The sequence below is a fragment of the Rhizobium sp. BK275 genome (assembly GCF_014193555.1).
GTDB lineage: Bacteria > Pseudomonadota > Alphaproteobacteria > Rhizobiales > Rhizobiaceae > Rhizobium.
The window spans coordinates 143,226-166,460 of sequence record NZ_JACHZL010000004.1 but is presented as its reverse complement, the minus strand read 5'-3'; the positions used below and the strand labels follow the sequence as shown (position 1 = coordinate 166,460).

Sequence of the window (23,235 nt, the reverse complement as noted above, 5' to 3'; positions counted from 1 at the left end):
GAAGAGCGCCGCTCTGTGGCGGCGCTCTTCTCGTCAGAGTGTTTTCTGCCTATCAGCTTGCGACGCAGAAGTGCTCGCGACCGTCATTGCCGACATAGGTGCCGCTCTGCGGATCGAAGCTGCGGTAGCGGTAGGAGCAATAGCGCTGCCATTGAGCGCTCCAGGGTTCCATGGCGCCGACCGAGCGACCGTAGACAGGGCGACCATAGACCGGCTCGGAATAGACGGGCTCGGAATAGACGGGACGCGGCGCGCGATAGACCGGCGGCGGAGCATATTCCGGCTCATAGACCGGCGGGTCGATGTAGCGGCGCTCTTCGTAGACCGGGCCGTTATTGGCATTGGCGATGGCAGAGCCGACGATCAGGCCCGTGGCAAGGCCGACAGCGCCGCCAACGAGTGCATCGTTGCCGTGGTCGTGGCCGTGACGCCAGTAGCGGTCGCCAGCCGAGGCTTCGCCGATGGCCGAGAGGGTCAGGGCAACGGCAGTTGCCGTCAGAAGAATGGTCTTTGCAAGCCTGTTCATGGCGTAAAATCCCAGTATCGGGAACCGGAAGCGGTCCCTTCTCTATGGTTCCGAAACTAGTGGCTTCATGCTGAATGGAGTCTGAACGACAAAACCCGGCATCGCTGCCGGGCTTCAACTCGAATTCCATGCCTATGCGAGGGTCAGCCTGAAATCTGCAGATTGACGGCCTTCGGACCCTTGCCGCGGCGATCCGGCTCCGTGTCGAAGCTTACCTTCTGATTTTCCGTCAGACCGGCCAGACCGGAAGCCTGAACGGCAGAAATGTGAACGAAGATATCGGCGCCGCCCTTGTCCGGCTTGATAAAGCCGAAGCCCTTGTCGGTATTGAAGAATTTTACAGTGCCAGTCTCGGCCATGCCTCAGGTCCTTTTGTCTCCGCCCGCCATCCACACGGGCAGCATTACGCTATTGCCTTCTTGCGAAGACGCTGGCAGGCAGATCTTGAAATGTGAGAAAAAGGTCCCCTCTACCTCCGCCGGCTCCAGACAGGACTTATTGCCTGCTGTTTTTTGGAACCAGCTGACCGGAATATTAGCGTTTCCGGCGCGCAAATTCTTAAGGACTTCCCATGCTCGCAAAATGCCCGAACGCGCGAAGAGTGCTGCGTTTGACGGATTTTGGCAAGCAAAAGTTTTTTAACGTGTTGCTAAGAACACACCCGCAAATCTGGCCTGTTTTCGCGAAAACGCAAAAAATCCTCCGTCAGAAGCAAATGATTAACGTTTTATATCGTCTGCAATATAAGTTCCGGGCAGAATTTACCAAAAATACAACGATAGCGCGTCTTGTCGCCAGCATAAAAAAATTTCTAGATGGCTCTGAATGCCCCACAAATGGACGCGTGTTCAGACCATTTGCGCGCGGCGACGGGTCATTTCGGGCACGAGTTCGACTACAAGCATAGCGGTAAACATCAGTGCGCAACCGACATAACCAAGCGGCGGCATGCTTTCGCCCAAGAGAAGTGCGGCGAGCGTGGCGCCGAACAGCGCTTCGGCGGAGAGGAAGATCGCCGCCTGCGACGGCGTGGTGTAGCGCTGGGCGATGACCTGCAGCACGAAGGCGACGCCGGAGGAGAAGATGCCGACATAGAGAATTTCGGGCGCTGCTGCGCGGATATCTGTCAGCCTGATCGGTTCGAATATCGCGGCGATGATGAGTGCGCAGACTGCCGTAAACGCGAACTGGGCGCTGGACAGGGCAAGAGGCCGGCCGGTTTCGGCGACCGTCGTTCCAGCAAGCGTAATCTGGACGGACCAGAAGATGGCGCAGACGACTGTGAGCAGGTCGCCGACGGTGAGCGACGAGAACTGGCCGCCGGAGAGAAGATAAATGCCTGATACGGCCATGATTGCGCCCGGCCAGATGACCCAGTGCGGCGAGCGACGGAGGAAGAAAACAGCAATCAACGGCACGAAGATCACATAGAGTCCGGTGATGAAGCTGGAATTGGTGACGGTCGTCGTCTGCAGGCCGATCTGCTGTGTCGATGCGCCACCGAAGAGCGCAAGGCCGATCATCAGATAGAGGCCGAGGTGCCTGCGGCTGGTGGCGACCTTTACTTTGCGGGCTTCAAGGAGCGTGAAGGGCAGAGTGGCGAGTGCAGCGATGGCGAAACGCAGGCCGATAAACCAGAAGGGGCCGATCGCCTTCATTGCCGTCGATTGGGCGACGAAGCCTCCGCCCCAGATCGCGGCTGCGAGCAATAGAAGGAGGTTCGCTTGAACGCGCGTCATTTCACCCTCAATGTTGGGGAAGCGTCTAGGAGTTATGCTTTGTGGGTTAGCAGTTGCATTTCTTTTGAGCAAGGACGAGGTTTTGCCAAACGGTTTGAAGGCGTGCGCATGGGGGTGCGAAGGGTTGCCGTTGTGACGGTAATCGTTGTGTCGGGGCTCGGGGAAGCGTCGGCCGAGACATCCTCATCCGTGCGGCCGATTTTGCGCTTTGCCGATCTGCCAAAGGCGGTGCGGTCAGACATCGAGCCCAAGGATCGCGACTGCCATATCGAAGAGAGCCGCCTTGCCTATGGCGATGCCTTCCAGGTTGTCGATGCCGGAGGAAAGAGGCTGATCATCGTGCCGTGCGGCCTGGCAGGTGCCTACAATATGCCGTTCGCGCTTTATGGCGGTTACGGTGAGGAGATTTCCAGGGCGATCTTCCCGCTGAAGTTTTCGGAAACGACGGGCGATACAGCCTTCAACATCCGTTACGATAGGGTGGAGGGGCGTTTTACCTCCTTCCTGAAAGGGCGAGGCATGGGCGATTGTGGCAGCTATTATGTCTGGCGCGCTGCCGAGCCGGGCAGCAAGGATTTGCTTGTTCTCGAGGAAGTGCGGATCAAGGAAGAATGCGATGCCGGAGGTGACGGCGGCCCGGCGGCATGGCCGCTCATATGGAAGCGCCAGTGATCGCAGGATATTCCGGCACGCCGCTCATCCGGAAATTGGGGTTGAAGCCAGGGCTGGTTGCCTTGCTCATCAATGTTCCCGGCGGGCTGACCGAGATCGATGGTTTTGAAGGTTTTGCTTCGGTCGAGCATAGCTTGCCGCCGGGCTCCTGTCGGCAGTTCGATTATATTCATGTCTTCGAAACGCAGCGCACGGCATTGGAAGAGATGGCCACTGGGCTGCTTCGGGCCATCAGGCCCGACGGCATGGTCTGGATATCCTGGCCGAAGAAGAGCTCGAAAGTGCCGACCAGCATCACTGAGGATGGGCTACGCGAGATCCTGCTGCCGACCGGACTCGTCGACGTCAAGGTCTGCGCCGTCGACGAGACATGGTCGGGGCTGAAATTCGTGATCCGCAGGGAATTGCGAAGCGCGCTTTAGCCGGCCCGGTCCTGGGCGCGGGAAACCCGGAGCAGTTCACCATCATCCTCGTCGGTCACCATCAGCAGTGCGCCATCGGGGGCGACGATGACATCGCGGATGCGGCCATAATTGCCTTCGAACATGCGTTCCTCGGTGGTGAAGGCGCCGCTTGCATCCCGCTGCATGCGCGACAGCAACTGGAATTTCAGGGCGGCGATGATGAAATTGCCGTTCCATTCCGGAAACATCTTGCCGCGATAGACGGCGAGGGCACCCGGCGCGATCGACGGGTCCCAATAGTGCAGGGGCTGCTCCAGGCCCTCCTTGGCAGTTCCTTCACCGATCTTGGCGCCGGAATAGTCGCGGCCGTAAGTGATGATCGGCCAGCCGTAGTTCTTTCCGGGCTCGGGATTGTTGATTTCGTCACCGCCGCGCGCGCCATGCTCGACGGTGTAGAGCTTGCCGTTGGCACTGTCGAAGGCGATGCCCTGCGGGTTGCGATGGCCCTTGGACCAGATTTCCGGCAGGGCCTTGCTGCTGTCCTTGAAGGGATTGTCGGCGGGAGTGCTGCCATCGGCGTTGAGGTGGACGATGGAACCGGCGTCATCCTTCCAATCCTGCGACCGGTCGCGGTTGCCGCGGTCGCCGACGCTGATGAACAGCGAGCCGTCGGGCGCGATTGCGATGCGCGAGCCGTACTGGATGTTGCCGCGGGTAAAAAGCCGCATGGTGAAGACGGGCGTGACGTTTTCGAGGCTCTTTTCATCTGATGACAGCGTGGCGCTGAAGGCTTCCGTGCCAGAGCCTCTGTTGTTGGCAGTTGCGGCGGTCAGATAGAGTTTGCGGCTGGTGGCAAAATCCGGGGAGAGGGCGACATCCATCAGGCCGCCCTGACCGCGCGCGTTGACCTCAGGCACGCCACCGATCGGGTCGGAAACCTTGCCGTCGCGGATGATGCGCAGTCGTCCCGGCCGCTCCGTAACGATATAGCTGCCATCAGGCAGGACCTCGACCGCCCAGGGGTGCTCCAGTCCCTCTGCGAGTTTCTCGACACGAACCGAGACTTCCTGCGTCTTGACGATATCCCCAGTCTGGGCAAGGGCGGGACCTGCAAAGGCAGCAACGCCGGCGAGCAGCGCGGCGAAACGGAATGTCGAAATGGCGTCCATCATAGTCCCCATCGGCAGTTTCTGGGAAAGATGGCGTAGGGCATGGGGCGCTTCAACCATGTTTGGCGCGCCATAACGGTTTCGTGTTCTCAGGTTGAATGAGAGGAGGTCAGTTGATCACAGGAGGAGGGAAGCGGGTGTCGAAATCAGCATATTGCAGCTCCGCACTCATCATCCGTTGTGTGATGAAACCAGTGCGCTTTGCTTCGGCCTTCAGGAAAAGCCCGCAGCCGATCAGCGCCATGCCGTAGAAGGCGAGGCACACGATACCAACGGCGACCAATTTCTCGATGATCGAAAGTCCGGGGAGGCGGGGTCTCGGCGATGCGGGCGGCGCCTCGTGGGCCGCGGCGGCAGCCATGGCGAGCTCCATGTAGGTCGGCAGCGGCTCGAACGCGTCTTCATCCTCGTTCCCGCCTGTACGCTGCGATCTACCGGGCATCGCCCTTGCCTCCCGAAACAACGAGACCCTTGATGCGTCGCAGCCAGATGGCAAAACCGTTTGCTGCGACAAAGGCGGCAAAAAGCATCGTCAGGCCTTGGGTGATCGTCTGGTCGGCATGCGTTGCCTGGAGGGCGCTGGAGGCCATGGCCGGTGCTGCTTCGGCGACTGAAAAGAGGCTGAATGTCGCGACGACACAGCATGCAAAAGCGATGACTGCCACCATCAGCGACAGGCAAACCCGGCTTGTGCGCAGGCGTCCCGCCGCGCGCTCGTCTTCCAGAAACATGGCATGCCCTCAATAACCAATGTCCGATGGTGATAGAATACCGGTTTGATCTCGGCGCTCTCACGACCGAATTGCGGCATGCCGCAGCATTTGTTGCGGCTTATTCGTGGCAAATGGTAAACGGCCGATAACCTTGATTTTAAGGAATAAAACGGGGCCGACTTCAGAAACTAATTCAACTTCCTGTGAGGCTGGATCAGTCATCTGCGGCGTCTCGCCGAAGCGCGGTTCAGAATTCCGGATGCGGCTGCGGCAATAGATCAATAAGAATCATCGTCGCCATCACGCCTTTGCGCTTGAAATGCTGTCATACATTGGACATAGAGCTTAGCGCAGAACTCCGGTCCCGGCCTTCTGCCCGTTTCAACCTTGTAGGACCGATATCATGGCTTTCCTTGCCGATGCCCTTTCCCGCGTGAAGCCTTCAGCCACCATCGCTGTTTCTCAGAAAGCGCGCGAGCTGAAAGCCAAAGGACGCGATGTCATCGGCCTTGGTGCCGGCGAGCCGGATTTCGATACGCCCGATAATATCAAGAAAGCCGCTATCGACGCGATCAATCGCGGCGAGACGAAATACACGCCGGTATCCGGTATCCCCGAGTTGCGCAAGGCGATTGCCGCCAAGTTCAAGCGCGAGAACGGTCTGGAATATTCCTGGGAGCAGACGATCGTCGGCACGGGCGGCAAGCAGATCCTTTTCAACGCCTTCATGGCGACGCTGAACCCCGGCGATGAAGTCGTGATCCCCGCGCCTTACTGGGTGTCCTATCCCGAGATGGTGGCGCTTTGCGGCGGCACGCCGGTTTTCGTTTCGGCCACCCAGGAGCATAATTTCAAGCTCCAGCCCGCCGATCTCGAAAAGGCGATCACGCAGAAGACCAAATGGTTCATTTTCAACTCGCCGTCCAACCCGACGGGCGCCGCCTATACGCATGCTGAGCTGAAGGCGCTGACCGATGTGCTGATGAAGCATCCGCATGTCTGGGTGCTGACCGACGACATGTACGAGCATCTGACCTATGGCGACTTCAAATTCGTCACGCCGGTCGAAGTCGAGCCGAAGCTCTACGACCGCACCCTGACGATGAACGGCGTCTCCAAGGCCTATGCGATGACTGGCTGGCGCATCGGCTATGCGGCAGGCCCGATCCAGCTGATCAAGGCTATGGACATGATTCAGGGGCAGCAGACATCCGGTGCGACCTCGATCGCCCAGTGGGCGGCTGTCGAAGCGTTGAACGGCACACAGGACTTCATCCCTGAGAACAAGAAGATCTTCGAAGGCCGTCGCGATCTCGTCGTTTCCATGCTGAACCAGGCCAAGGGCATCGTCTGCCCGGTGCCGGAAGGCGCCTTCTACGTTTATCCGTCCTGCGCCGGGTTGATCGGCAAGACGGCTCCGTCGGGCAAGGTGATCGAGAACGATGAGGATTTCGTTTCCGAGCTGCTGGAATCGGAAGGTGTTGCCGTCGTGCACGGCTCGGCCTTCGGCCTCGGCCCGAACTTCCGCATCTCCTATGCGACCTCGGAAGAGCTGCTCGAGGAAGCCTGCCGCCGCATTCAGCGCTTCTGCGCGGCCTGCAAGTAATCGGTGGCATCAGCCCCATTCGAAGAGCTCGCCAGAGATGGCGGGCTTTTTTATTGTGTCGTTTTTCACTTCAACGTGCTGCGGAAATGATTCCGCTTTTGCCGCCAAGTCGCTGATTTCAGATTCAAAGTCCGATCGCGGTCAGCATGATGAAGGTGGCGAAGAGGATGAAATGGGTCATGCCCTCGATGGCGTTCGTCTCACCATCGTTAAGGTTGATGGCAGCGGCAATCAGGGTGATCGACACCATGACCGTCTGGACCGGCGACATGGCCATGATGAAGGGCTGGCCGGTGTAGAGCGCGATCCCCTCCATGACCGGCACTGTCAGGATGACCGTCGAGAGAGAGGCACCCATAGCTATGTTGACGGTTGCCTGCATGCGGTTGCGCAGGGCCGCCCGCAAGGCCGTCAGGATTTCCGGTGCTGCGGAGATGGCGGCAACCACGATGGCCGTTACGGCAATCGGAGCACCGCTGTCGCGCAGGCCTTCGCTCATAAAACCTGACATGAATTCGGCGAGCGTACCGATGATGACGACACCGATGAGGATGAATGCGATCGAGGTTGAGACCGAACCCTCTTCATCGTGCTCCTCGGGATGTTCCTTCTGCCGTTCCGAGCGCGGGTAGCTGTAGGAGAAGAAGTAGCTGTGCTGGCCAACCTGCATGCGCAGGAAGAGGCCGTAGAGGGCAATCATCGCGATGATGGTGAAGCCCGAGTAATAATGCCATTTATCGTCGGGCACGAATTCCGGAACGATCATCGAAATGCCCATGGCCGTCAGGATCATCACGCCATAGGTCTTGCCGGAATTGTCGTTATAGGGCTGCTCGCCGTGCTTCAGGCCGCCGAGGAGGGCGGCAAGGCCGAGGACGCCGTTGATGTCGAGCATGAGTGCCGAATAGATCGTGTCGCGCACCAGCGTCGGCGAGCTTTCTTCGCCGCTTATCATGATGCCGAGGATGATGACTTCGACGGCGACGGCCGAGAGTGTCAGGATCATCGTGCCGTAGGGGTCGCCGACCTTGACGGCTAGCAGTTCGGCATGATGGGCGACGCGCATGGAGGCGAGCACGATGGTTACGATCAGGGCGGCGGCTGCGACGAGCGCCATGCCTCGACCGGCCTCCATAACAGAATGTTCCAGCAAATAGGCGATGACCGCGACGACGACCGCCACGATCAGGAATCTTTCCTCCTTAAGATGCAATGCCATGTCTATCACCAGCGCCGATTTTGATTCCCTGGGCAATCTAAGCCGGTGATTTTTCTATGCAAGCAGACTCGCGACTGATGGAATTTGCAGTCTGTGACGATTAATGGAATACTGCTTTTCATACGGCAGCCGGAAAACAGATCGCGGCGTCCTCGAAATCTTCTCAAGCGGCCCGCGCTGAACCGGACATGATCCGGAAGCCCACGGATGCGCAAGGAGAAAAGAGGAGACACATGCATGGTCAAGGTGGTCTACGAAGTCGTACCGCATGACGGCGGCTGGGCCTACAAGCTTGGGGACGTCTATTCCGAGGCATTTCCGAGCCACTCCGAAGCGCTCGAAGCAGCCCGCATCGTTGCAGCCGAACAGCAGGTCGGCGGTGATTCCGCGGAGATCAGCTGGCAGGATGCGCAGGGCAAGTGGCACGAGGAATATGCCGAGGGCGGCGATCGTCCTGAGACCGAGGTCGTGGACGGCTTTACCAAGGGCCGTTCCCCAGAGGTTTCTCCGGAGCCCTGATCTTCCGCCGATTTCTATCGTCTTTCAGCGCGTCGTCAGGCGCGCGTTTCCTTGCATGACTTGATATAGTTTAGCAGGCCCCTGACCAGCGCGTCGAAGGTAACGCGGCAGCGTGGTGAGGTCTTGAGGCTCTCGTGCATGGCGACCCATGTGCCGAGGGGGATTTCGAATTCATCCGCCATGATATGGACGAGGTCGGGGTTTGGACGGGCAAGCCCCGTCTGGCAGATGCCAACGCCGATGCCGGCACGAATGGCTGTGTAATGCGCCAGATGGCTGCTGGTGCGGAAGGAATAGGCAAGCTCGTCGGCCAGCGGGTGGAGCGTGCGCATCATGCGGATATAGGCCGTCTGCCGGTCAAAGCCGATGAGGCGATGGCCGGCAAGCTCGGCCATGGTCTGCGGCGTGCCGTGGCGTTCCAGATAGCGGCGATGCGCATGAAAGCCGAGCGGAATATCGCCGATGCGCCGCACCACCAGCGCATCCTGCTGCGGCTCGGCCATGCGCACGGCAATATCCGCCTCCCGGTTCATCAGATCTTCCAGCGCATCGGAGGCCGAAAGTTCCACCTGCAATCCGGGATAGGCGTCCTGCAGATCGGCAATGATCGGCGGCAGCACCTCGATGCCGATCACTTCGCTGGCACTGATACGCACGGTGCCTTCCACCTTGTCGCGCTGGCTGGATGCGGTGCGCAGGAGGGCAGCAGCCGTGGTCGCGAGCATTTCGGCATAGGGCTGGAGATCGAGCGCCACGTCTGTCGGCAGCAGGCCGTTGGATGAGCGGATGAAAAGCTCCGCGCCGACAGCCTCCTCCAGTGCGTCGATATGGCGGCCGATCGTCGGCTGCGTCAGGCCGAGTTCGCGGGCGGCGGCCGAAAGCGATCCCTGCCTCACCACGGTGAGAAAGGAGCGGTAGAAGTCCCAGCTTGGTTCGATGTTCATATATTTATGTATAGCGATGCAACTTATTTCGTCAATTTTGTTTATCTGCCTGTGGAGGCATAGTCGTCTCATTGAACAAGGAGACGATCATGAGCAGCGAATATCAGGACAGGAAACTGGCGCTCGTTCTCGGCGCGACCGGCGGCATCGGCGGCGCAGTCGCCCGCAAGCTGCGGGCGCGCGGCTGGAAGGTGAGGGCGCTCAACCGAAACGCTGCGAAGGCATCCGGGAGCGAGCTGGGTTTCGAGTGGGTGCAGGGCGACGCGATGAACGCGGCCGATGTGCGCAGTGCTGGGGAGGGCACGAGCCTTATCGTCCACGCCGTCAATCCGCCCGGCTATCGTGACTGGGAGAAGCTGGTTCCGCCGATGCTGGAGAATACGATTGCGGCGGCTCGTGCCGTCGGTGCGCGCATCCTGCTGCCGGGTACCGTCTATAATTTCGGGCCAGATGCCTTTCCTGATGTGATGGAGGACAGTCCGCAGCATCCGGTGACAAAGAAGGGCAAGATCCGTGTCGAGATGGAGAAGAGCCTGAAGGCTGCCTCTGAGACCGGCACAGGTGTCATCATCGTTCGCGCTGGGGATTTTTTCGGGCCGGGCGCTACCGGCAACAGCTGGTTCTCCGCCGCTTTCGCCACACCGGGCAAGCCTGTTGGTACCATCAGGAACCCGGCTTTGCCCGGCGTCGGGCACCATTGGGCCTATCTGCCCGATGTTGCCGAGACGATGGTGCAGCTCGTCGAGCGAGCCGAACGCCTGCCGGCCTTCGCCTGCTATCACATGAACGGCTTCTGGGATTGCGATGGCCGCCAGATGGCGGAGGCGGTTCAACGTGTCGCCGGCGGCAAGGCGAAGATCGGCCGCTTTCCATGGTTCGTTGTGCCGCTGCTTGCTCCCTTCATGACTGTCATGCGGGAGTTGAAGGAGATGCGCTATCTCTGGAAGGTACCGTTGCGCATGAAGAACGACAGGCTGGTGGCCGAACTCGGAACCGAGCCGCATACGCCGATCGATGAGGCCGTGCGTGCGTCGCTCATCGCCCAGGGCTCGATATCGGAACCGCATGGTGCAACGGCGCTTCCTTCGCACGCCAAAAAGGCGGGTTAAGCAAGTTCCGCGAGTGCGATGCGCGCGACCGTCAGAGGCTTCTCCGCCGAGGCATGGTCGTCATCTTCAAGGAACCAGGCTGCGGAGAGACCGGAATAGGCGACGATCCATTTGAGCAGTCGCGCCGGCTCGATATCGGCTTCCTTGGAGACGATCGGCAACTGACGTTGGAGGCGTTCGGGATCTGTCACCGTCGGCAGGTCTTCGTTGGCGAAGATATTGGCGAAGTCGTAACCGCGCTCGCCATAGATCCGCTTGGGATCGATTGCCAGCCAGCCTCGGTCACCGAAATCGAGGATGTTGCGGTGATGGATGTCGCCATGGAGAATGCTGAGCTGCTGTGGTGCAGCAAGTAGATTGCTGGCGATCTTCCAGCAATCGACAAAGGTGCCGCCATAGGTATGTGCTGCCGGTTCCAGACTGCGGAACCAGCGCTCAAGTGTTGGGGAATCGTGAAGAGGCGTAGGGCGCGGCGCGTGCAGCCTTGCTGCAGTGCGCACCATGATGCGGCTTGCTTCATCGTCTTCGCCGTTCAGCGCCATATTAAGCAGTGAATATTTGTCCGTTGCCCGTTCCAGAAGGACAGCGTCGCCTTCATGCGCGTAGACACGAGCCGCGCCATCGCCATCCCACCATTTCATCAGCAATGCGCCGTCACGCTCGCTGCTGTCGGTTGCGACTTTCAGCATGGCAGGTTTGTCCTGCCAGATGACCGGCAGGAGACGGCTTGAATGGGTGATGATGGGTTCGCCGTCCGATGTCAGCGACCAGCGTTCGAGATAAGGCGAGAACATGCGTGCATGCTACAGCATCGGCCCGAAATTCGGAATCGATTTTCGGAAAGCCTGATGCGTAGATTCTTCAAAGAGTTAGAGCGTCCTTCGTGCGTCCGAATGGACGCACGGCGCTCTAGCGGCAATGCCCTGAAATGGAAATCCCGCCGTACGGCGGGATTTCTGTTTGTCGAAGATGATCAGGCGACCTTTTCGAGTGCCGGATAATCGACATAACCCTTTGCGCTGCCACCGTAGAAGGTGGACTGATCCGGGGTGTTGAGCGGCAGGTTCTTTTCCAGGCGCTCGACGAGATCGGGATTGGAGATGAAGGGTTTGCCGAAGGCGATGAGGTCGGCGGTGCCGTTTTCGACGGTTTCGATCGCCATGTCTCTGTTGTAGCCGTTATTGACCATCCAGGCCGCCTTGCCGCCTGCCTTTTCATAGGCAGTGCGCAGCGCCTTGTAATCGAAGGAGGGATTGTCGCCCTGGCGATAATCGCGCTCGCCACCGGTCTGGCCCTCGACGACATGGATATAGGCGAGGTCGTACTTGCCGAGACCTTCAACGACATGCGTGAAGAGCGCCTGCGGGTTGGAATCGTAGGAGTCGCCCGAGGGGGTGACCGGCGAAATGCGGATTGCGGTACGGCGGGCGCCGATTTCCCTGGTCACGGCTTCGACGACCTGGAAGGTGAAACGCGCACGGTTTTCGATCGAGCCGCCATATTCGTCGGTGCGGTCGTTGACGCCGTCGCGCATGAACTGGTCGAGCAGATAGCCATTGGCGCCGTGGATTTCGACACCGTCGAAACCGGCATCGATCGCGGCGCGTGCGGCCTTGCGATAATCCTCGATGATCCCAGGGATTTCGGAGGCTTCGAGTGCGCGCGGCTCGGACGTGTCGGTAAAGGCGCCGGTGCCGTCAGCGTTGACGAGATAGGTCTTGGCCTTGGCGATGCGGTTGGTCGAGGAGACCGGCTTGCCGCCGTTCGGCTGCAGCTCGGTGTGGGAGATACGGCCGACATGCCACATCTGCACAACAATCTTGCCGCCTTCGGCATGAACGGCATTCGTCACGCGCTTCCACCCGTCAAGGGCTTCCTTGCTGTAGAGGCCGGGAACATTGGCATAACCCTGGCCTTGATGCGTGATGGCAGTCGCCTCGGTGATGATGAGGCCGGCCGTGGCGCGCTGCCGATAATATTCGACGTTGAGGTCGTTCGGGATTGCGCCCGGCGAGCGGTTGCGGGTAAGCGGCGCCATGACGATATGGTTCTTGAGAGCGATATCGCCGATCTGCGTCGGCTGGAAAAGCTTGGCCATGAAAGGTCCTTTCTGCTTGGGGGATCACTCGGCGGCAGCGGAGGCGGTCTGCGCCCGGCCGGAGAGATAGGTGAGAACAGTTGCTGCAAGGGGCATGATTTACAGATCCTGCGTCAGCTGCTGGAGGAAGGCAGCGATCGTTTCTTCGTTGCGCTTGTAGAAGATCCACTGGCCGACGCGCTTGCTGGTGACGAGGCCGGCACGGTGAAGGGTGCCGAGGTGCGCGGACACGGTGGACTGGGAAAGGCCGCAGCGTTCGAACTGACTGGCGCAGACGCCCATTTCAAATGGGTGCTCCTGCGTCGGAAAATGTTCTTCCGGGTTTTTCAGCCAGTTGAGGATGTCCATCCGGGCAGGGTTGGCCAGCGCCTTGAGGATCTCGTCTTTGTCCATCGTCGTTCATCGAACTATAAATCGGATTTTCTCGATATATGGTTCGAAGATTCTCGATATGCAAATCACGGAGGCGTGAGGGCAGGGCTTTTTCGTTCCGCTTAAAATTTAAGCAAAAAAAGAGGGCCACTGGAAAACCAGGGCCCTTATAAGTGTGAAGGTCAAAAACCTCCAGAGGGGAACAGCCAACGCGGTGGCACTGGGAGAGAAGCCACCAAATGCATCAGCTATGAGCGATATGGTGGTTCTTTGTGCAGCTTTCAATAGTTTTTTGTGCATGTCAGCTATGCACTGCACAAATTTTTCCGCATTGCGGTATCTGCCGGCAAAAATTCAGGCAAAAAGAAAAATTCGGGCAAAAAAAAGAGGGCCACCGGAAAACCAGGGCCCTTATAAGTGTGAAGGTCAAAAACCTCCAGAGGGGAACAGCTAATGCGGTGGAACTGGGAGGAAAAGCCACCGTGTGCATCAGCTATGTGCTATTTGGTGTTTTAATGAGCAAACGGCAACCCTTTTTTGTGCATGTCAGTCATGCGCAGGTTGCATGATTTGAAATCTCTTCCATAAAAATGGAAATCAGAAGTTCCAGTTGCGGGCCTTGCTGACGATGAAATCGCGGAAGGCTTTCAACTTGGCGGCGTTCTTTATCTCGTCCGGATAGCAGAAATAGGTATCGAAGGAGGGAACGTCGGCATTGATCGCAAGCTGAATCAGGCCGGGGTCTCGACCGACGATATAATCCGGCAGGCAGGCGATGCCGATGCCGAGAAGGCAAGCGCGCTTGATCGAGGTCTGGCTGTTGATCTGCAGATGCGGAATGCGCTTGTTGTCCGACGAGCGGCCGGCGATTTCCAGCCAGTTGACGTCGAGCAGATAGTTCGGTGCGGGTTCGCCGAAAGTGATGATGCGATGATTGTCCAGATCCTCGATCTTTTGCGGCTCGCCATGGCGGTTGATGTAGGAGGGGGCCGCATAAACGTGCATATGCACGGTGAAGAGCTTGCGCTGGATCAGGTCGGACTGCTGCGGCTGGCGAAGGCGGATGGCGCAATCGGCATGGCGCATGTTCACATCCACTTCCTCGTTGTCGAGGATGAGCTGGATCTGAACATCGGGATAAAGCTGCAGGAATTCCTGGATCTTGTCTGTCAGCCAGCCCTGGCCGAGGCCGACAGTCGTGGTGACGCGCAACTTGCCGGACGGCGTTTCTGTCGTTTCGGTCAGCTGCATCTTCACGGTTTCAAGCTTCAGAAGCACATCATGGGCGGTGCGGTAAAGCAGCTCGCCCTGTTCGGTGAGGATCAGGCCGCGCGCATGGCGGTGGAAGAGCTTGGTGCCCACATCCTGCTCGAGCGCGCTGACCTGACGGCTGATGGCCGACTGGGACAGATGCAGCTTGTCAGCCGCATGCGTAAAAGATCCGGCTTCGGCGGCTGCGTGGAAAATACGCAGCTTGTCCCAATCCAATGGCATTCCCCCACCCCTCATGCCACAATTACTCCGCTGCTACGGCAACGGGCATATGGCCCGTCAGATAACGTTCTGCCTCGAGGGCGGCCATGCATCCCATGCCTGCGGCGGTGATCGCCTGGCGGAACGTATCATCCGTCACATCGCCTGCGGCATAGACTCCCTCCAGGCTGGTCGCAGTCGAATCCGGTGCGGTCCAGAGATAGCCATTGTCCTTCAGCTTCAGCTTGCCCTTGAAAAGTTCGGTTGCGGGCGCGTGACCGATTGCCACGAAGACACCATCAATGGCGACATCGGTGATGGCGCCGGTGCGGGTATCGCGCAGGCGAGCGCCGGAAACGGACGGCGGCATGGGGGGCTTTGCCGGCGTACCCGTGATCTCGGCGACCTCGGTGTTCCAGAGAACCTTGACGTTCTCCTTGGAAAAGAGACGTTCCTGCAGGATCTTTTCTGCGCGGAAGCCGTCGCGGCGGTGCACGACGGTGACCGACTTCGCGATGTTGGAGAGATAGAGCGCTTCCTCGACGGCGCTGTTGCCGCCGCCGACCACGATCACATCCTTGTTGCGATAGAAGAAGCCATCGCAGGTGGCGCAGGCCGAGACGCCGAAGCCCTGGAAATGCTGCTCGCTTTCGATGCCGAGCCATTTGGCCTTGGCGCCGGTCGCGATAACAAGCGTATCGGCGGTCCAGACCTGGCCGCTATCGGTGCGGGCAACGAAGGGGCGCTGGTTGAGATCGACTTCGGTCACGAGGTCGTTGACGATTTCAGCGCCGACATGCTGGGCTTGCTGCAACATCTGGTCCATCAGCCACGGCCCCTGGATCGGATCCGCAAAGCCCGGATAGTTCTCGACGTCGGTGGTGATCATGAGCTGGCCACCCTGTTCCAGACCGGCGATCAAAACCGGTTTCAGCATGGCGCGCGCGGCATAGACCGCAGCCGTATAACCGGCAGGTCCGGAGCCGATGATGAGCACCTTGGTATGGTGGGCAGACATGGAATTTCCTTTCGACTGGCAGGATGCGGCGGCTAAGAGGTGAATAAGGCCGTTTCGCGATCCCATCGCCATTTATGAACGACCAATGCTTTTATTCAAGGGCAGCCTTGCATTACCAACAAGGCAAATGCAGGTGCTGTGCAAGATTCCGTCATCTCACTGAAACTTTCTTGCGTATTCCGTGGCTTTATATAGAAGCTGCCCGCGGAGAATTAAAGAAAGGCCTGAGCGTGGTTCGCGCTGAACTTGACGTCATCGACATAAAGATATTGCGAGAACTGCAGGCAGACGGCCGCATGACCAATGTGGAGCTTGCCGACCGGGTGGGAATATCGGCGCCGCCCTGCCTGCGTCGTGTGCGCAAGCTTGAAGAGGCCGGCGTCATCGAAGGCTATCACGCGATGTTGAACAGCCCGAAGCTCGGGCTTGATCTCGTTGCCTTCTGCATGGTCGGTCTCAAGCACCAGTCCGAAGCCAATCTGAAGGCCTTTGCTGCAGCCACTGCCGAATGGCCGCTGGTGCGTCAGGCCTGGATGGTGTCCGGCGACAGCGATTTCCTGCTGCATTGTGTGGCCCAGAACCTTACCCGCTTCCAGGACTTCGTCATCGAAGTTCTGACGGCCAACGAGCATGTCGATACCGTTCGCACCATGCTGACGATCCGGCAGGTGAAGAAGCTCGGGCTGGTAGAACTGTAATCTAGCTAGCCGCGCCAGGCCTTGCTGAGCCCGTGGCCTCCGGCGGCAGCTCGGGATCGCGCCAGAAGCTCTTGAAATGGCGCGGCGCGCAGGCATTCTTGAAGCTTACGCACCATTCGCGCGGCCAATATTGCAGATGTCCATGCGTCTGACGAAAGGCTTACACGCCGAGAAGTTGCTGGTAAATTCGGTTGATCGCCGTCGCTTCCTTTTCCAGTGCGAAATTTTCCCGTACGTGCCGGAGAGCCGTCTCGCCCTGTGCGATGGCGAGGGCGGGATCGGCAAGATAGGTGGCGATGGCTGCCATCAGCGCCTCGCCATCACCGGGCGGCACGACGACGCCGTTCTCGCCCGGCACGATCATCTCGGCATAAGCGCCGGCATCGGATGCCACGACTGCCGTTTTCGAGGCCATGGCTTCCAGCGGTGTGAGGCCGAAGCCCTCGTTGCGGGAAGGGGCGACGTAGAGCGTCAGGCGGCGATACCAGATTTTGATATCAGGGACTTCGCCGATGAAGACGATGCGGTTGGTGAGGCCGGCTGCGGAAATGTCGGCCTTCAGCTTGTCGGCGAATGCCGTATGCTCCGGCGTGACGCGGCCGGAAATGACGGCCGTCCAGTCCGGATGCTGCGGCAGGAGTGCGATCATCGCCTGGACGAAAAGGTCGGTACCCTTTTGATGGCGCACGCGGCCGAAGCAGCCGACGAGATAGCGGCCCGGCAGGCCGGTAGCAGCGATCGTATCGTCAGACCCTTCAGGCGGGTGGAAGAGGGTAAGATCGACGCCGTGCTGGATGACCGTGTGCGGTACCTTGAGGAAGGAGCCGGAACGGCTGCTGGTGGCGATGACAGCATCCATCCGGCGGATCAGCCAGCGCGTATAGTAAGTATGGCGGCGCTGGGCGGCCGAGGTGAAGACGAGCTTCAGCGGCATGCGCAGCACGTGGCGCATGAGGATGCCCGCCGCCATCTCATTGTTGCGGCGCGCGTGCCAGATGCGGCGGCGCCGGCCGGCCGGCGGACGCCAGAGACCGGCAAGCTGCGGCCATTTCAAACGGGGAAGTTCCGGCGGCAGGCCGGGGCCGAGTGCGGCGATCCTGATCCCCAGCCGGATCTGGCAAGGGATGAGCTGGACGATCGTCGACGTGACGCCGGAGAGCCGGCGTTTCAGGTTGGGCGCGATGATCTCGACGTCACTGATATCCGGCACTGGCTGCTCTTGTGAGAGAGGCGAAGGCAATCAACCCCAGGAAACGGAAAGGATTTCGTAGGCTTTCGAACCGCCGGGCGCGTTGACTTCGATGGAATCGCCGACTTCCTTGCCGATCAGCGCGCGGGCGATCGGGGAGGAGATGGAGATGCGGCCCTGCTTCACGTCGGCTTCCTGATCGCCGACGATCTGATAGGTCTTTTCCTCTTCGGTGTCCTCGTCGATGAGCTTCACCTTGGCGCCGAACTTGATCTTGTCGCCCGACATCTTGGAGAGGTCGATGATTTCGGCACGCGCCGTCAGGTCTTCGAGCTCGGTAATGCGGCCTTCATTGTGGCTCTGCGCTTCCTTGGCGGCATGGTACTCGGCATTTTCGGAGAGGTCGCCATGGGCGCGCGCTTCCGCAATTGCCTCGATGATTCGCGGGCGCTCCTCCTGCTGACGCCAGCGCAGTTCTTCCTGCAGCTTGACGAAACCACCCTGTGTCATCGGTACCTTATCAACCATTTTTTCGTCCTTCTCTCCCTGCATCTACAGTTCGCGCAGACACAAAAGAAAACAGGTCCCGAAGGGGAACTTCGGAACCATGTTACAATCTTAGTTCGTTGCTTATAGCAGATCGACACGCGCCATTTCCATAAAATTCGTATCGGCGCTTTTTGCTTCCCGCAGAAGTGCCTGCTTTTGAAGGGAAGTTGCATGAAGGCCCGCTTCTTGGCCTTGATTTTGCCGCCATGAATATTTGGTGAACATGCTGATGAAGAAATCACTTAGAGAACGGTTGGCGATCCTCTCCGATGCCGCTAAATATGATGCTTCCCGCGCCGTCGGCGGCAGGGGCAAACGGGATTCGGTAACCTCCAGTGCCCGTGTCAGGGGACAAAGACCGGATCTTTCGGCAGGTTCGGCGGATTATATCCTGTCACCATGCGCACCCTCACGGATTCATGCAGGTTTGCGCCATCGGGGATGAAACGCCTGTCTTCGCGGGGCAGATAGATGCCCCTTCTGTTGCCTCGCTTGCGCCAGGAATTTTCCGGCACGCGCCGCGGAATATATTCGAGCAGTTTCCAGCCTGCGCTCATTGAGTCATGCAGCGGTGCGGCCGCATTGAGCTCGACATAGTACTTGTCGCTCTTGCCAAGGACGATGTTGTTGATCGTCCGCGAAATGTAGAGCAGGCCTGCTGGCCCCGTTTCGCGGATCATCCAGTCAAGCGGTATCTTGATCTGGGCGCTCTCAGCCTCCGGGTAACCGCCGCCGATATCGCCGTGGACACCGGCAAACCAGACCTCCTTGAAGTCCTGTTTTGTGGTCGCGGGCTTGAAGGGATTGCCGCGATAGTCCTGATCCGGCGTCCATACTTCCGGCTGGAACATGGTTCTCCGCTCGTCGATTGCCATTGCGTGGCGCACAAATTCGACGCTGGGATTCTTGCGGGTGAAAGGATGCGTCTTGAACTGAATGCGCCCTTTGCCCTTTTCGATGACCGAAGCAACCGTATCGAAGAGGCCGAGCAGCTTGATCGGCGGGCGGTCGTTGCGCAGCATGCGCTCATAGAGCCGCATGCTCTTGAAGGCCGATGAGGGATCGCCTCCATCGGCGCGCTGCTCCTGTTCGGGAATGCCCTTGTAGGTTCTGTAGGCGTAATCGAGCAGGTTCAGGTGATATCTGCTGCACAGCCCAAAGGCATGAATGAAACCTGCAAGAACGCGGGCCGTATAGGCGCCGCGGCTGAAGCCGAAAATATAGATGCGATCTCGGTCGGGATGGCCTCCATGATCGTCGGGTGAGCCGGCATCGTAATTTTCGACGAGGAAGCGGTAGGCGCCTTTGACGTTTTCATCGAGACCCCAACCAGTGGCAAGGCCCCAGACCTCGATCGACTCGCGGTAGAAGGGCGACCAGGCATCTGCTGCACCCAGCGTGCCGACGCCGGGGTCGTAGTAGACGATCTGATCGTCGGAGCGCTTCAGCGTTCCGAACAGACGCAAAATATTGGTGCGGTCTGCAGTTATCTCGTTCGACGTGCCGTCGAACAGAATGACGATGTTCTTCGACATGCTGCTTCCCCGATACGGCCGGGGAGCAGGCTAACACCAAGTATCCATATCTGCAATTTTGGGTCGCAGTTTTGCCGGATGGGGGAGGTGAGCGCGAAGAGGCAAGGCGCCTCTTCGCGGGATCAGAAGTAGCTCTGCAGCGGGCGGACTTCGAGATTGCCGGCCTTGAGCGCCTTGATCGCCTGAGCGGCGGCTTCGGCGCCGGCCATCGTCGTATAGTAAGGCACCTTCTGCATCAGCGTGGCGCGGCGCAGCGACTTCGAATCCGAAATCGCCTTGTTGCCGTCAGTCGTGTTGATGACGAGCTGGACCTGGCGGTTGCGGATGGCATCCTCGATGTGCGGACGCCCCTCGAGAACCTTGTTGATCTTGGTCGCTTCGATACCGTTTTCGCCGAGGAAACGGGCGGTGCCGCCGGTTGCCAGCACCTTGAAGCCCTGTTCCACCAGGATGCGGATCGCTGGCAGGACGCGGGCCTTGTCGGCATCGCGGACGGACACGAAGACCGTGCCTTCACGCGGCAGTTCGACACCGGCGCCGAGCTGCGACTTGGCGAAGGCCAGCGCGAAATCACTGTCGAGGCCGATGACTTCGCCGGTCGAGCGCATTTCCGGTCCGAGCAGCGTATCGACGCCGGGGAAGCGGGCGAAGGGGAAGACGGCTTCCTTGACGGCGATGTGCTTGAGCGCACGCGGATCGGGCTTCTCGCCATAGGCTGCGAAGGTCGCATCCAGCTTCTCGCCGGCCATGACGCGGGCGGCGATCTTGGCGATCGGCGCGCCGATGGTCTTGGCGACGAAGGGTACCGTGCGCGAGGCGCGGGGATTGACTTCCAGCACGTAGACGGTGTCGTCCTTGATGGCGAACTGGACGTTCATCAGGCCGCCGACATTCAGCGCCTTCGCCATAGCCTTGGCCTGGCGTTCCAGCTCATCGAGCATTTCGCGCGAAAGCGTGCGCGGTGGCAGCGAGCAGGCGCTATCGCCCGAATGGATGCCGGCCTCTTCGATATGTTCCATGATGCCGGCGACATAGACGTCGGTGCCGTCGGAGAGGCAGTCGACATCGACTTCGATGGCATTGGTCAGGTAGCTGTCGAAGAGCAGCGGGTTCTTGCCTAGCAGGGTGTTGATCTGGCCGGTCTTGTCGTTCGGATAGCGCGCCTTGATATCCTCGGGCACCAGTTCCGGAACCGTATCGAGCAGGTAGGTCTGCAGCTGGCTCTCGGCATGGATGATCTGCATGGCGCGGCCGCCGAGCACGTAGGACGGGCGAACGACCAGCGGGAAGCCGATTTCAGCCGCGACGAGGCGGGCCTGCTCGACCGAGTAGGCGATGCCGTTGTTCGGCTGGTTGAGGTCGAGCTTCATCAGAAGCTTCTGGAAGCGGTCGCGGTCTTCGGCGAGGTCGATCATATCGGGCGCGGTGCCGAGGATCGGGATGCCGTTCTTTTCCAGGGCTTCTGCAAGCTTCAGAGGGGTCTGGCCGCCGAACTGGACGATGACACCGACCACTTCGCCCTTTTCCTGCTCAGCGCGCAGGATTTCGATCACGTCTTCGGCCGTCAGCGGCTCGAAATAGAGGCGATCGGAGGTGTCGTAATCGGTCGAGACCGTTTCCGGGTTGCAGTTGATCATGATTGCTTCATAGCCGGCATCCTTCAGCGCGAAGGCGGCATGGCAGCAGCAATAGTCGAACTCGATGCCCTGGCCGATGCGGTTCGGACCGCCGCCGAGGATGACGACCTTCTTGCGGTCGGACACGAGAGCTTCAGAGCGTGCAGCGCCGACGAAGGGCGTCTCATAGGTCGAGTACATGTAAGCAGTCGGCGAGGCGAACTCGGCTGCGGAGGTGTCGATGCGCTTGAAGACCGGGCGGACGTTCAGGCTGTTGCGCAGCTCGGCCACTTCCTTCGGGCGCTTGCCCGTCAGTGTTGCAAGGCGAGCGTCGGAGAAGCCCATGGCTTTCAGCATGCGCAGGTTCGCCGCATCGTCAGGCAGGCCGTGCTCGCGGATGCGGGCTTCCATGTCGACGATGTTCTTGAGCTGGGCGATGAACCATGGATCGATCTTGCAGCCTTCATGCACCTCCTCGATGCTGAGGCCCATGCGCAGGGCCTGGGCGACCATGCGCAGGCGATCCGGCGTCGGCGTGCCGATCGCGGCGCGGATGGCGTTGTGGCTGGATTCGCCTTCTTCGGAGTCGGGGATTTCGATTTCGTCGAGGCCGGTCAGGCCAGTTTCGAGGCCGCGCAGCGCCTTCTGCAACGATTCGGCGAAGGTGCGGCCGATCGCCATGACTTCGCCGACCGACTTCATGGCCGTGGTCAGGACCGGTGAGGCGCCAGGGAATTTTTCGAAGGCGAAACGCGGGATCTTGGTGACGACATAGTCGATCGACGGTTCGAACGAGGCGGGCGTTGCGCCGCCGGTAATGTCGTTTTCAAGTTCGTCGAGCGTGTAGCCGATGGCGAGCTTGGCGGCGATCTTGGCGATCGGGAAGCCGGTGGCCTTGGAGGCGAGCGCAGACGAGCGCGAGACGCGCGGGTTCATTTCGATGACGACGAGGCGACCGTCCTTCGGGTTGACAGCGAACTGCACGTTCGAGCCGCCGGTCTCGACGCCGATCTCGCGCAGCACCGCAATCGAGGCGTTGCGCATGATCTGGTATTCCTTGTCCGTCAGCGTCAGCGCCGGGGCGACGGTGATCGAGTCGCCGGTGTGGACACCCATCGGATCGATGTTTTCGATGGAGCAGATGATGATGCAGTTGTCCGCCTTGTCGCGGACGACCTCCATCTCATACTCCTTCCAGCCGAGAACGGATTCTTCGATCAGCACTTCCGTGGTCGGCGAGGCATCCAGACCGCCGCCGACGATGTCGAAGAACTCCGAGCGATTGTAGGCAATGCCCCCGCCGGTGCCGCCGAGCGTGAAGGACGGACGGATGATGGCCGGCAGGCCGACATGGTCGAGCGCTTGGGCGGCGATTGCCATGGCGTGGTTCATGTAGCGTTGCTTGCGGTCGCTCTCGCCGAGGTTCCACTGGTTTTCGAGCTCATCGAGCGCCTTGTCGAGCTCAGGGCCGGAGAGGCTTTCGCGCAGCTTGGCGCGTTCGGCCTCGTGCGTCTTGCGGTCGGCATCCTTGATGTCGGTGGCGTTTGCCAGCATCGAGCGCGGGGTTTCGAGACCGATCTTCGCCATCGCCTCGCGGAAGAGGGCGCGGTCCTCGGCCTTGTCGATGGCGGCGGGCTTGGCGCCGATCATCTCGACATTGTAGCGGTCGAGCACGCCCATGCGCTTCAGGGAGAGGGCGGTGTTCAGCGCCGTCTGGCCGCCCATGGTCGGCAGCAGCGCGTCCGGGCGCTCCTTGGCGATGATCTTGGCGACGACTTCAGGAGTGATCGGTTCGACGTAAGTTGCGTCGGCTAGGCCCGGATCGGTCATGATCGTTGCCGGGTTGGAGTTGACGAGGATGACGCGGTAGCCTTCCTCCTTCAGCGCCTTGCAGGCCTGGGTACCGGAATAGTCGAATTCGCAAGCCTGGCCAATGACGATCGGTCCCGCGCCGATGATGAGGATCGATTTGATGTCTTGGCGCTTCGGCATGGGCGATATCCATTGTCTGGCTGCGCAAAAAGCCGGCCAGGGTGGGAGGGCACCGGGTCGGGTCGCGCATTGAGG

23 protein-coding genes are annotated in these 23,235 nt (G+C 59.8%); 6 read left to right on the top strand and 17 right to left on the bottom strand.

Translation table 11 applies throughout. The annotated features are described in order from the left end of the window. Positions 1–52: 52 nt before the first annotated feature. From FHT82_RS14270 to FHT82_RS14260, 3 genes are all read right to left on the bottom strand, one after another. Positions 53–526 (bottom strand): BA14K family protein, encoded by a 474-nt coding sequence (locus FHT82_RS14270; RefSeq protein WP_183731481.1) that lies wholly within the window; start codon positions 524–526, stop codon positions 53–55. A gap of 143 nt (positions 527–669) precedes the next feature. After that, positions 670–885: a cold-shock protein gene (locus FHT82_RS14265; RefSeq protein WP_007824341.1), complete on the bottom strand. Its 216-nt coding sequence runs from the start codon at positions 883–885 to the stop codon at positions 670–672. A gap of 489 nt (positions 886–1,374) precedes the next feature. Then, positions 1,375–2,265 (bottom strand): DMT family transporter, encoded by an 891-nt coding sequence (locus tag FHT82_RS14260; RefSeq protein ID WP_183731478.1) that lies wholly within the window; start codon positions 2,263–2,265, stop codon positions 1,375–1,377. Between the two features lie 132 nt (positions 2,266–2,397). On the opposite strand from FHT82_RS14260, the gene FHT82_RS14255 reads away from it, so the two are divergent. Both FHT82_RS14255 and FHT82_RS14250 read left to right on the top strand, forming a co-directional pair. Next, entirely contained in the window at positions 2,398–2,937 is a 540-nt protein-coding gene (locus FHT82_RS14255; RefSeq protein WP_183731475.1) for a DUF1176 domain-containing protein, read from the top strand. After that, positions 2,910–3,359 (top strand): hypothetical protein, encoded by a 450-nt coding sequence (locus tag FHT82_RS14250; RefSeq protein ID WP_183731473.1) that lies wholly within the window; start codon positions 2,910–2,912, stop codon positions 3,357–3,359. The genes FHT82_RS14255 and FHT82_RS14250 overlap by 28 nt, the downstream gene beginning before the upstream one ends. On the opposite strand, the gene FHT82_RS14245 is transcribed toward FHT82_RS14250, so the two are convergent. The 3 genes from FHT82_RS14245 to FHT82_RS14235 form a co-directional block, all read right to left on the bottom strand. Beyond that, positions 3,356–4,510 carry a PQQ-dependent sugar dehydrogenase gene (locus FHT82_RS14245; protein ID WP_183732747.1) on the bottom strand — a complete coding sequence of 385 codons (1,155 nt, stop codon included), beginning with the start codon at positions 4,508–4,510 and terminating at the stop codon, positions 3,356–3,358. The two genes, FHT82_RS14250 and FHT82_RS14245, sit on opposite strands and share 4 nt — an antisense overlap. A 109-nt stretch (positions 4,511–4,619) precedes the next feature. Beyond that, a complete protein-coding gene (locus tag FHT82_RS14240) occupies positions 4,620–4,952 on the bottom strand; it encodes a sortase (RefSeq protein WP_183731470.1) in 333 nt (110 codons plus the stop codon). Further along, complete coding sequence (locus FHT82_RS14235) at positions 4,942–5,241, bottom strand: hypothetical protein (protein ID WP_183731468.1); 300 nt, start codon at positions 5,239–5,241, stop codon at positions 4,942–4,944. The genes FHT82_RS14240 and FHT82_RS14235 overlap by 11 nt, the downstream gene beginning before the upstream one ends. A gap of 385 nt (positions 5,242–5,626) precedes the next feature. Between FHT82_RS14235 and FHT82_RS14230 the strand changes: the two genes are divergently transcribed. Next, a complete protein-coding gene (locus FHT82_RS14230) occupies positions 5,627–6,829 on the top strand; it encodes a pyridoxal phosphate-dependent aminotransferase (RefSeq protein WP_183731465.1) in 1,203 nt (400 codons plus the stop codon). A gap of 124 nt (positions 6,830–6,953) precedes the next feature. On the opposite strand, the gene FHT82_RS14225 is transcribed toward FHT82_RS14230, so the two are convergent. Continuing rightward, positions 6,954–8,048 (bottom strand): calcium:proton antiporter, encoded by a 1,095-nt coding sequence (locus tag FHT82_RS14225; protein ID WP_183731462.1) that lies wholly within the window; start codon positions 8,046–8,048, stop codon positions 6,954–6,956. Between the two features lie 237 nt (positions 8,049–8,285). On the opposite strand from FHT82_RS14225, the gene FHT82_RS14220 reads away from it, so the two are divergent. Then, positions 8,286–8,567 (top strand): DUF2188 domain-containing protein, encoded by a 282-nt coding sequence (locus FHT82_RS14220; protein WP_007824317.1) that lies wholly within the window; start codon positions 8,286–8,288, stop codon positions 8,565–8,567. 35 nt (positions 8,568–8,602) lie between these two features. Here the strand turns inward: FHT82_RS14220 and FHT82_RS14215 are convergent, their stop codons facing one another. Continuing rightward, a complete protein-coding gene (locus tag FHT82_RS14215; protein WP_183731459.1) occupies positions 8,603–9,511 on the bottom strand; it encodes a LysR family transcriptional regulator in 909 nt (302 codons plus the stop codon). An 89-nt stretch (positions 9,512–9,600) separates the two neighbouring features. On the opposite strand from FHT82_RS14215, the gene FHT82_RS14210 reads away from it, so the two are divergent. Further along, positions 9,601–10,620, top strand: a complete 1,020-nt coding sequence (locus tag FHT82_RS14210; protein ID WP_183731456.1) for an NAD(P)H-binding protein — start codon at positions 9,601–9,603, stop codon at positions 10,618–10,620. Here the strand turns inward: FHT82_RS14210 and FHT82_RS14205 are convergent. The 5 genes from FHT82_RS14205 to trxB all read right to left on the bottom strand — a co-directional run bounded on the left by FHT82_RS14205 (position 10,617) and on the right by trxB (position 15,581). Further along, positions 10,617–11,414 carry an aminoglycoside phosphotransferase family protein gene (locus FHT82_RS14205; RefSeq protein ID WP_183731453.1) on the bottom strand — a complete coding sequence of 266 codons (798 nt, stop codon included), beginning with the start codon at positions 11,412–11,414 and terminating at the stop codon, positions 10,617–10,619. The two genes, FHT82_RS14210 and FHT82_RS14205, sit on opposite strands and share 4 nt — an antisense overlap. A gap of 179 nt (positions 11,415–11,593) precedes the next feature. Then, positions 11,594–12,718: an alkene reductase gene (locus tag FHT82_RS14200; protein ID WP_183731450.1), complete on the bottom strand. Its 1,125-nt coding sequence runs from the start codon at positions 12,716–12,718 to the stop codon at positions 11,594–11,596. 99 nt (positions 12,719–12,817) lie between these two features. Further along, positions 12,818–13,111 (bottom strand): metalloregulator ArsR/SmtB family transcription factor, encoded by a 294-nt coding sequence (locus FHT82_RS14195; RefSeq protein ID WP_113325116.1) that lies wholly within the window; start codon positions 13,109–13,111, stop codon positions 12,818–12,820. 576 nt (positions 13,112–13,687) lie between these two features. Continuing rightward, positions 13,688–14,584: a LysR family transcriptional regulator VtlR gene (locus tag FHT82_RS14190; RefSeq protein WP_183731448.1), complete on the bottom strand. Its 897-nt coding sequence runs from the start codon at positions 14,582–14,584 to the stop codon at positions 13,688–13,690. Between the two features lie 22 nt (positions 14,585–14,606). Further along, complete coding sequence (trxB, locus tag FHT82_RS14185; RefSeq protein ID WP_183731445.1) at positions 14,607–15,581, bottom strand: thioredoxin-disulfide reductase; 975 nt, start codon at positions 15,579–15,581, stop codon at positions 14,607–14,609. A gap of 230 nt (positions 15,582–15,811) precedes the next feature. Between trxB and FHT82_RS14180 the strand changes: the two genes are divergently transcribed. Further along, positions 15,812–16,279, top strand: coding sequence for an Lrp/AsnC family transcriptional regulator (locus FHT82_RS14180; protein WP_112564538.1), 468 nt, complete (start codon positions 15,812–15,814; stop codon positions 16,277–16,279). 160 nt (positions 16,280–16,439) lie between these two features. Here FHT82_RS14180 and FHT82_RS14175 read toward each other — a convergent pair whose 3' ends face one another. The 4 genes from FHT82_RS14175 to carB all read right to left on the bottom strand — a co-directional run bounded on the left by FHT82_RS14175 (position 16,440) and on the right by carB (position 23,160). Continuing rightward, positions 16,440–17,489 carry a glycosyltransferase family 4 protein gene (locus FHT82_RS14175; protein WP_183731442.1) on the bottom strand — a complete coding sequence of 350 codons (1,050 nt, stop codon included), beginning with the start codon at positions 17,487–17,489 and terminating at the stop codon, positions 16,440–16,442. Between the two features lie 30 nt (positions 17,490–17,519). Continuing rightward, on the bottom strand, positions 17,520–17,996 hold the full coding sequence (greA, locus tag FHT82_RS14170) for a transcription elongation factor GreA (protein WP_183731439.1): 477 nt from the start codon (positions 17,994–17,996) through the stop codon (positions 17,520–17,522). 365 nt (positions 17,997–18,361) lie between these two features. Next, positions 18,362–19,552 (bottom strand): DUF2235 domain-containing protein, encoded by a 1,191-nt coding sequence (locus tag FHT82_RS14160; RefSeq protein ID WP_183731436.1) that lies wholly within the window; start codon positions 19,550–19,552, stop codon positions 18,362–18,364. Between the two features lie 122 nt (positions 19,553–19,674). Then, positions 19,675–23,160, bottom strand: a complete 3,486-nt coding sequence (carB, locus tag FHT82_RS14155; RefSeq protein WP_183731433.1) for a carbamoyl-phosphate synthase large subunit — start codon at positions 23,158–23,160, stop codon at positions 19,675–19,677. Between the last annotated feature and the right edge of the window lie 75 nt (positions 23,161–23,235).

Bases quoted from the DNA above. Each gene is read 5' to 3' on its own strand.
- FHT82_RS14270 (WP_183731481.1), bottom strand. From the start codon at position 526: ATGAACAGGCTTGCAAAGACCATTCTTCTGACGGCAACTGCCGTTGCC.
- FHT82_RS14265 (WP_007824341.1), bottom strand. From the start codon at position 885: ATGGCCGAGACTGGCACTGTAAAATTCTTCAATACCGACAAGGGCTTC.
- FHT82_RS14260 (WP_183731478.1), bottom strand. From the start codon at position 2,265: ATGACGCGCGTTCAAGCGAACCTCCTTCTATTGCTCGCAGCCGCGATC.
- FHT82_RS14250 (WP_183731473.1), top strand. From the start codon at position 2,910: ATGGCCGCTCATATGGAAGCGCCAGTGATCGCAGGATATTCCGGCACG.
- FHT82_RS14245 (WP_183732747.1), bottom strand. From the start codon at position 4,510: ATGGACGCCATTTCGACATTCCGTTTCGCCGCGCTGCTCGCCGGCGTT.
- FHT82_RS14240 (WP_183731470.1), bottom strand. From the start codon at position 4,952: ATGCCCGGTAGATCGCAGCGTACAGGCGGGAACGAGGATGAAGACGCG.
- FHT82_RS14235 (WP_183731468.1), bottom strand. From the start codon at position 5,241: ATGTTTCTGGAAGACGAGCGCGCGGCGGGACGCCTGCGCACAAGCCGG.
- FHT82_RS14230 (WP_183731465.1), top strand. From the start codon at position 5,627: ATGGCTTTCCTTGCCGATGCCCTTTCCCGCGTGAAGCCTTCAGCCACC.
- FHT82_RS14225 (WP_183731462.1), bottom strand. From the start codon at position 8,048: ATGGCATTGCATCTTAAGGAGGAAAGATTCCTGATCGTGGCGGTCGTC.
- FHT82_RS14220 (WP_007824317.1), top strand. From the start codon at position 8,286: ATGGTCAAGGTGGTCTACGAAGTCGTACCGCATGACGGCGGCTGGGCC.
- FHT82_RS14215 (WP_183731459.1), bottom strand. From the start codon at position 9,511: ATGAACATCGAACCAAGCTGGGACTTCTACCGCTCCTTTCTCACCGTG.
- FHT82_RS14210 (WP_183731456.1), top strand. From the start codon at position 9,601: ATGAGCAGCGAATATCAGGACAGGAAACTGGCGCTCGTTCTCGGCGCG.
- FHT82_RS14205 (WP_183731453.1), bottom strand. From the start codon at position 11,414: ATGTTCTCGCCTTATCTCGAACGCTGGTCGCTGACATCGGACGGCGAA.
- FHT82_RS14200 (WP_183731450.1), bottom strand. From the start codon at position 12,718: ATGGCCAAGCTTTTCCAGCCGACGCAGATCGGCGATATCGCTCTCAAG.
- FHT82_RS14195 (WP_113325116.1), bottom strand. From the start codon at position 13,111: ATGGACAAAGACGAGATCCTCAAGGCGCTGGCCAACCCTGCCCGGATG.
- FHT82_RS14190 (WP_183731448.1), bottom strand. From the start codon at position 14,584: ATGCCATTGGATTGGGACAAGCTGCGTATTTTCCACGCAGCCGCCGAA.
- trxB (WP_183731445.1), bottom strand. From the start codon at position 15,581: ATGTCTGCCCACCATACCAAGGTGCTCATCATCGGCTCCGGACCTGCC.
- greA (WP_183731439.1), bottom strand. From the start codon at position 17,996: ATGGTTGATAAGGTACCGATGACACAGGGTGGTTTCGTCAAGCTGCAG.
- FHT82_RS14160 (WP_183731436.1), bottom strand. From the start codon at position 19,552: ATGTCGAAGAACATCGTCATTCTGTTCGACGGCACGTCGAACGAGATA.
- carB (WP_183731433.1), bottom strand. From the start codon at position 23,160: ATGCCGAAGCGCCAAGACATCAAATCGATCCTCATCATCGGCGCGGGA.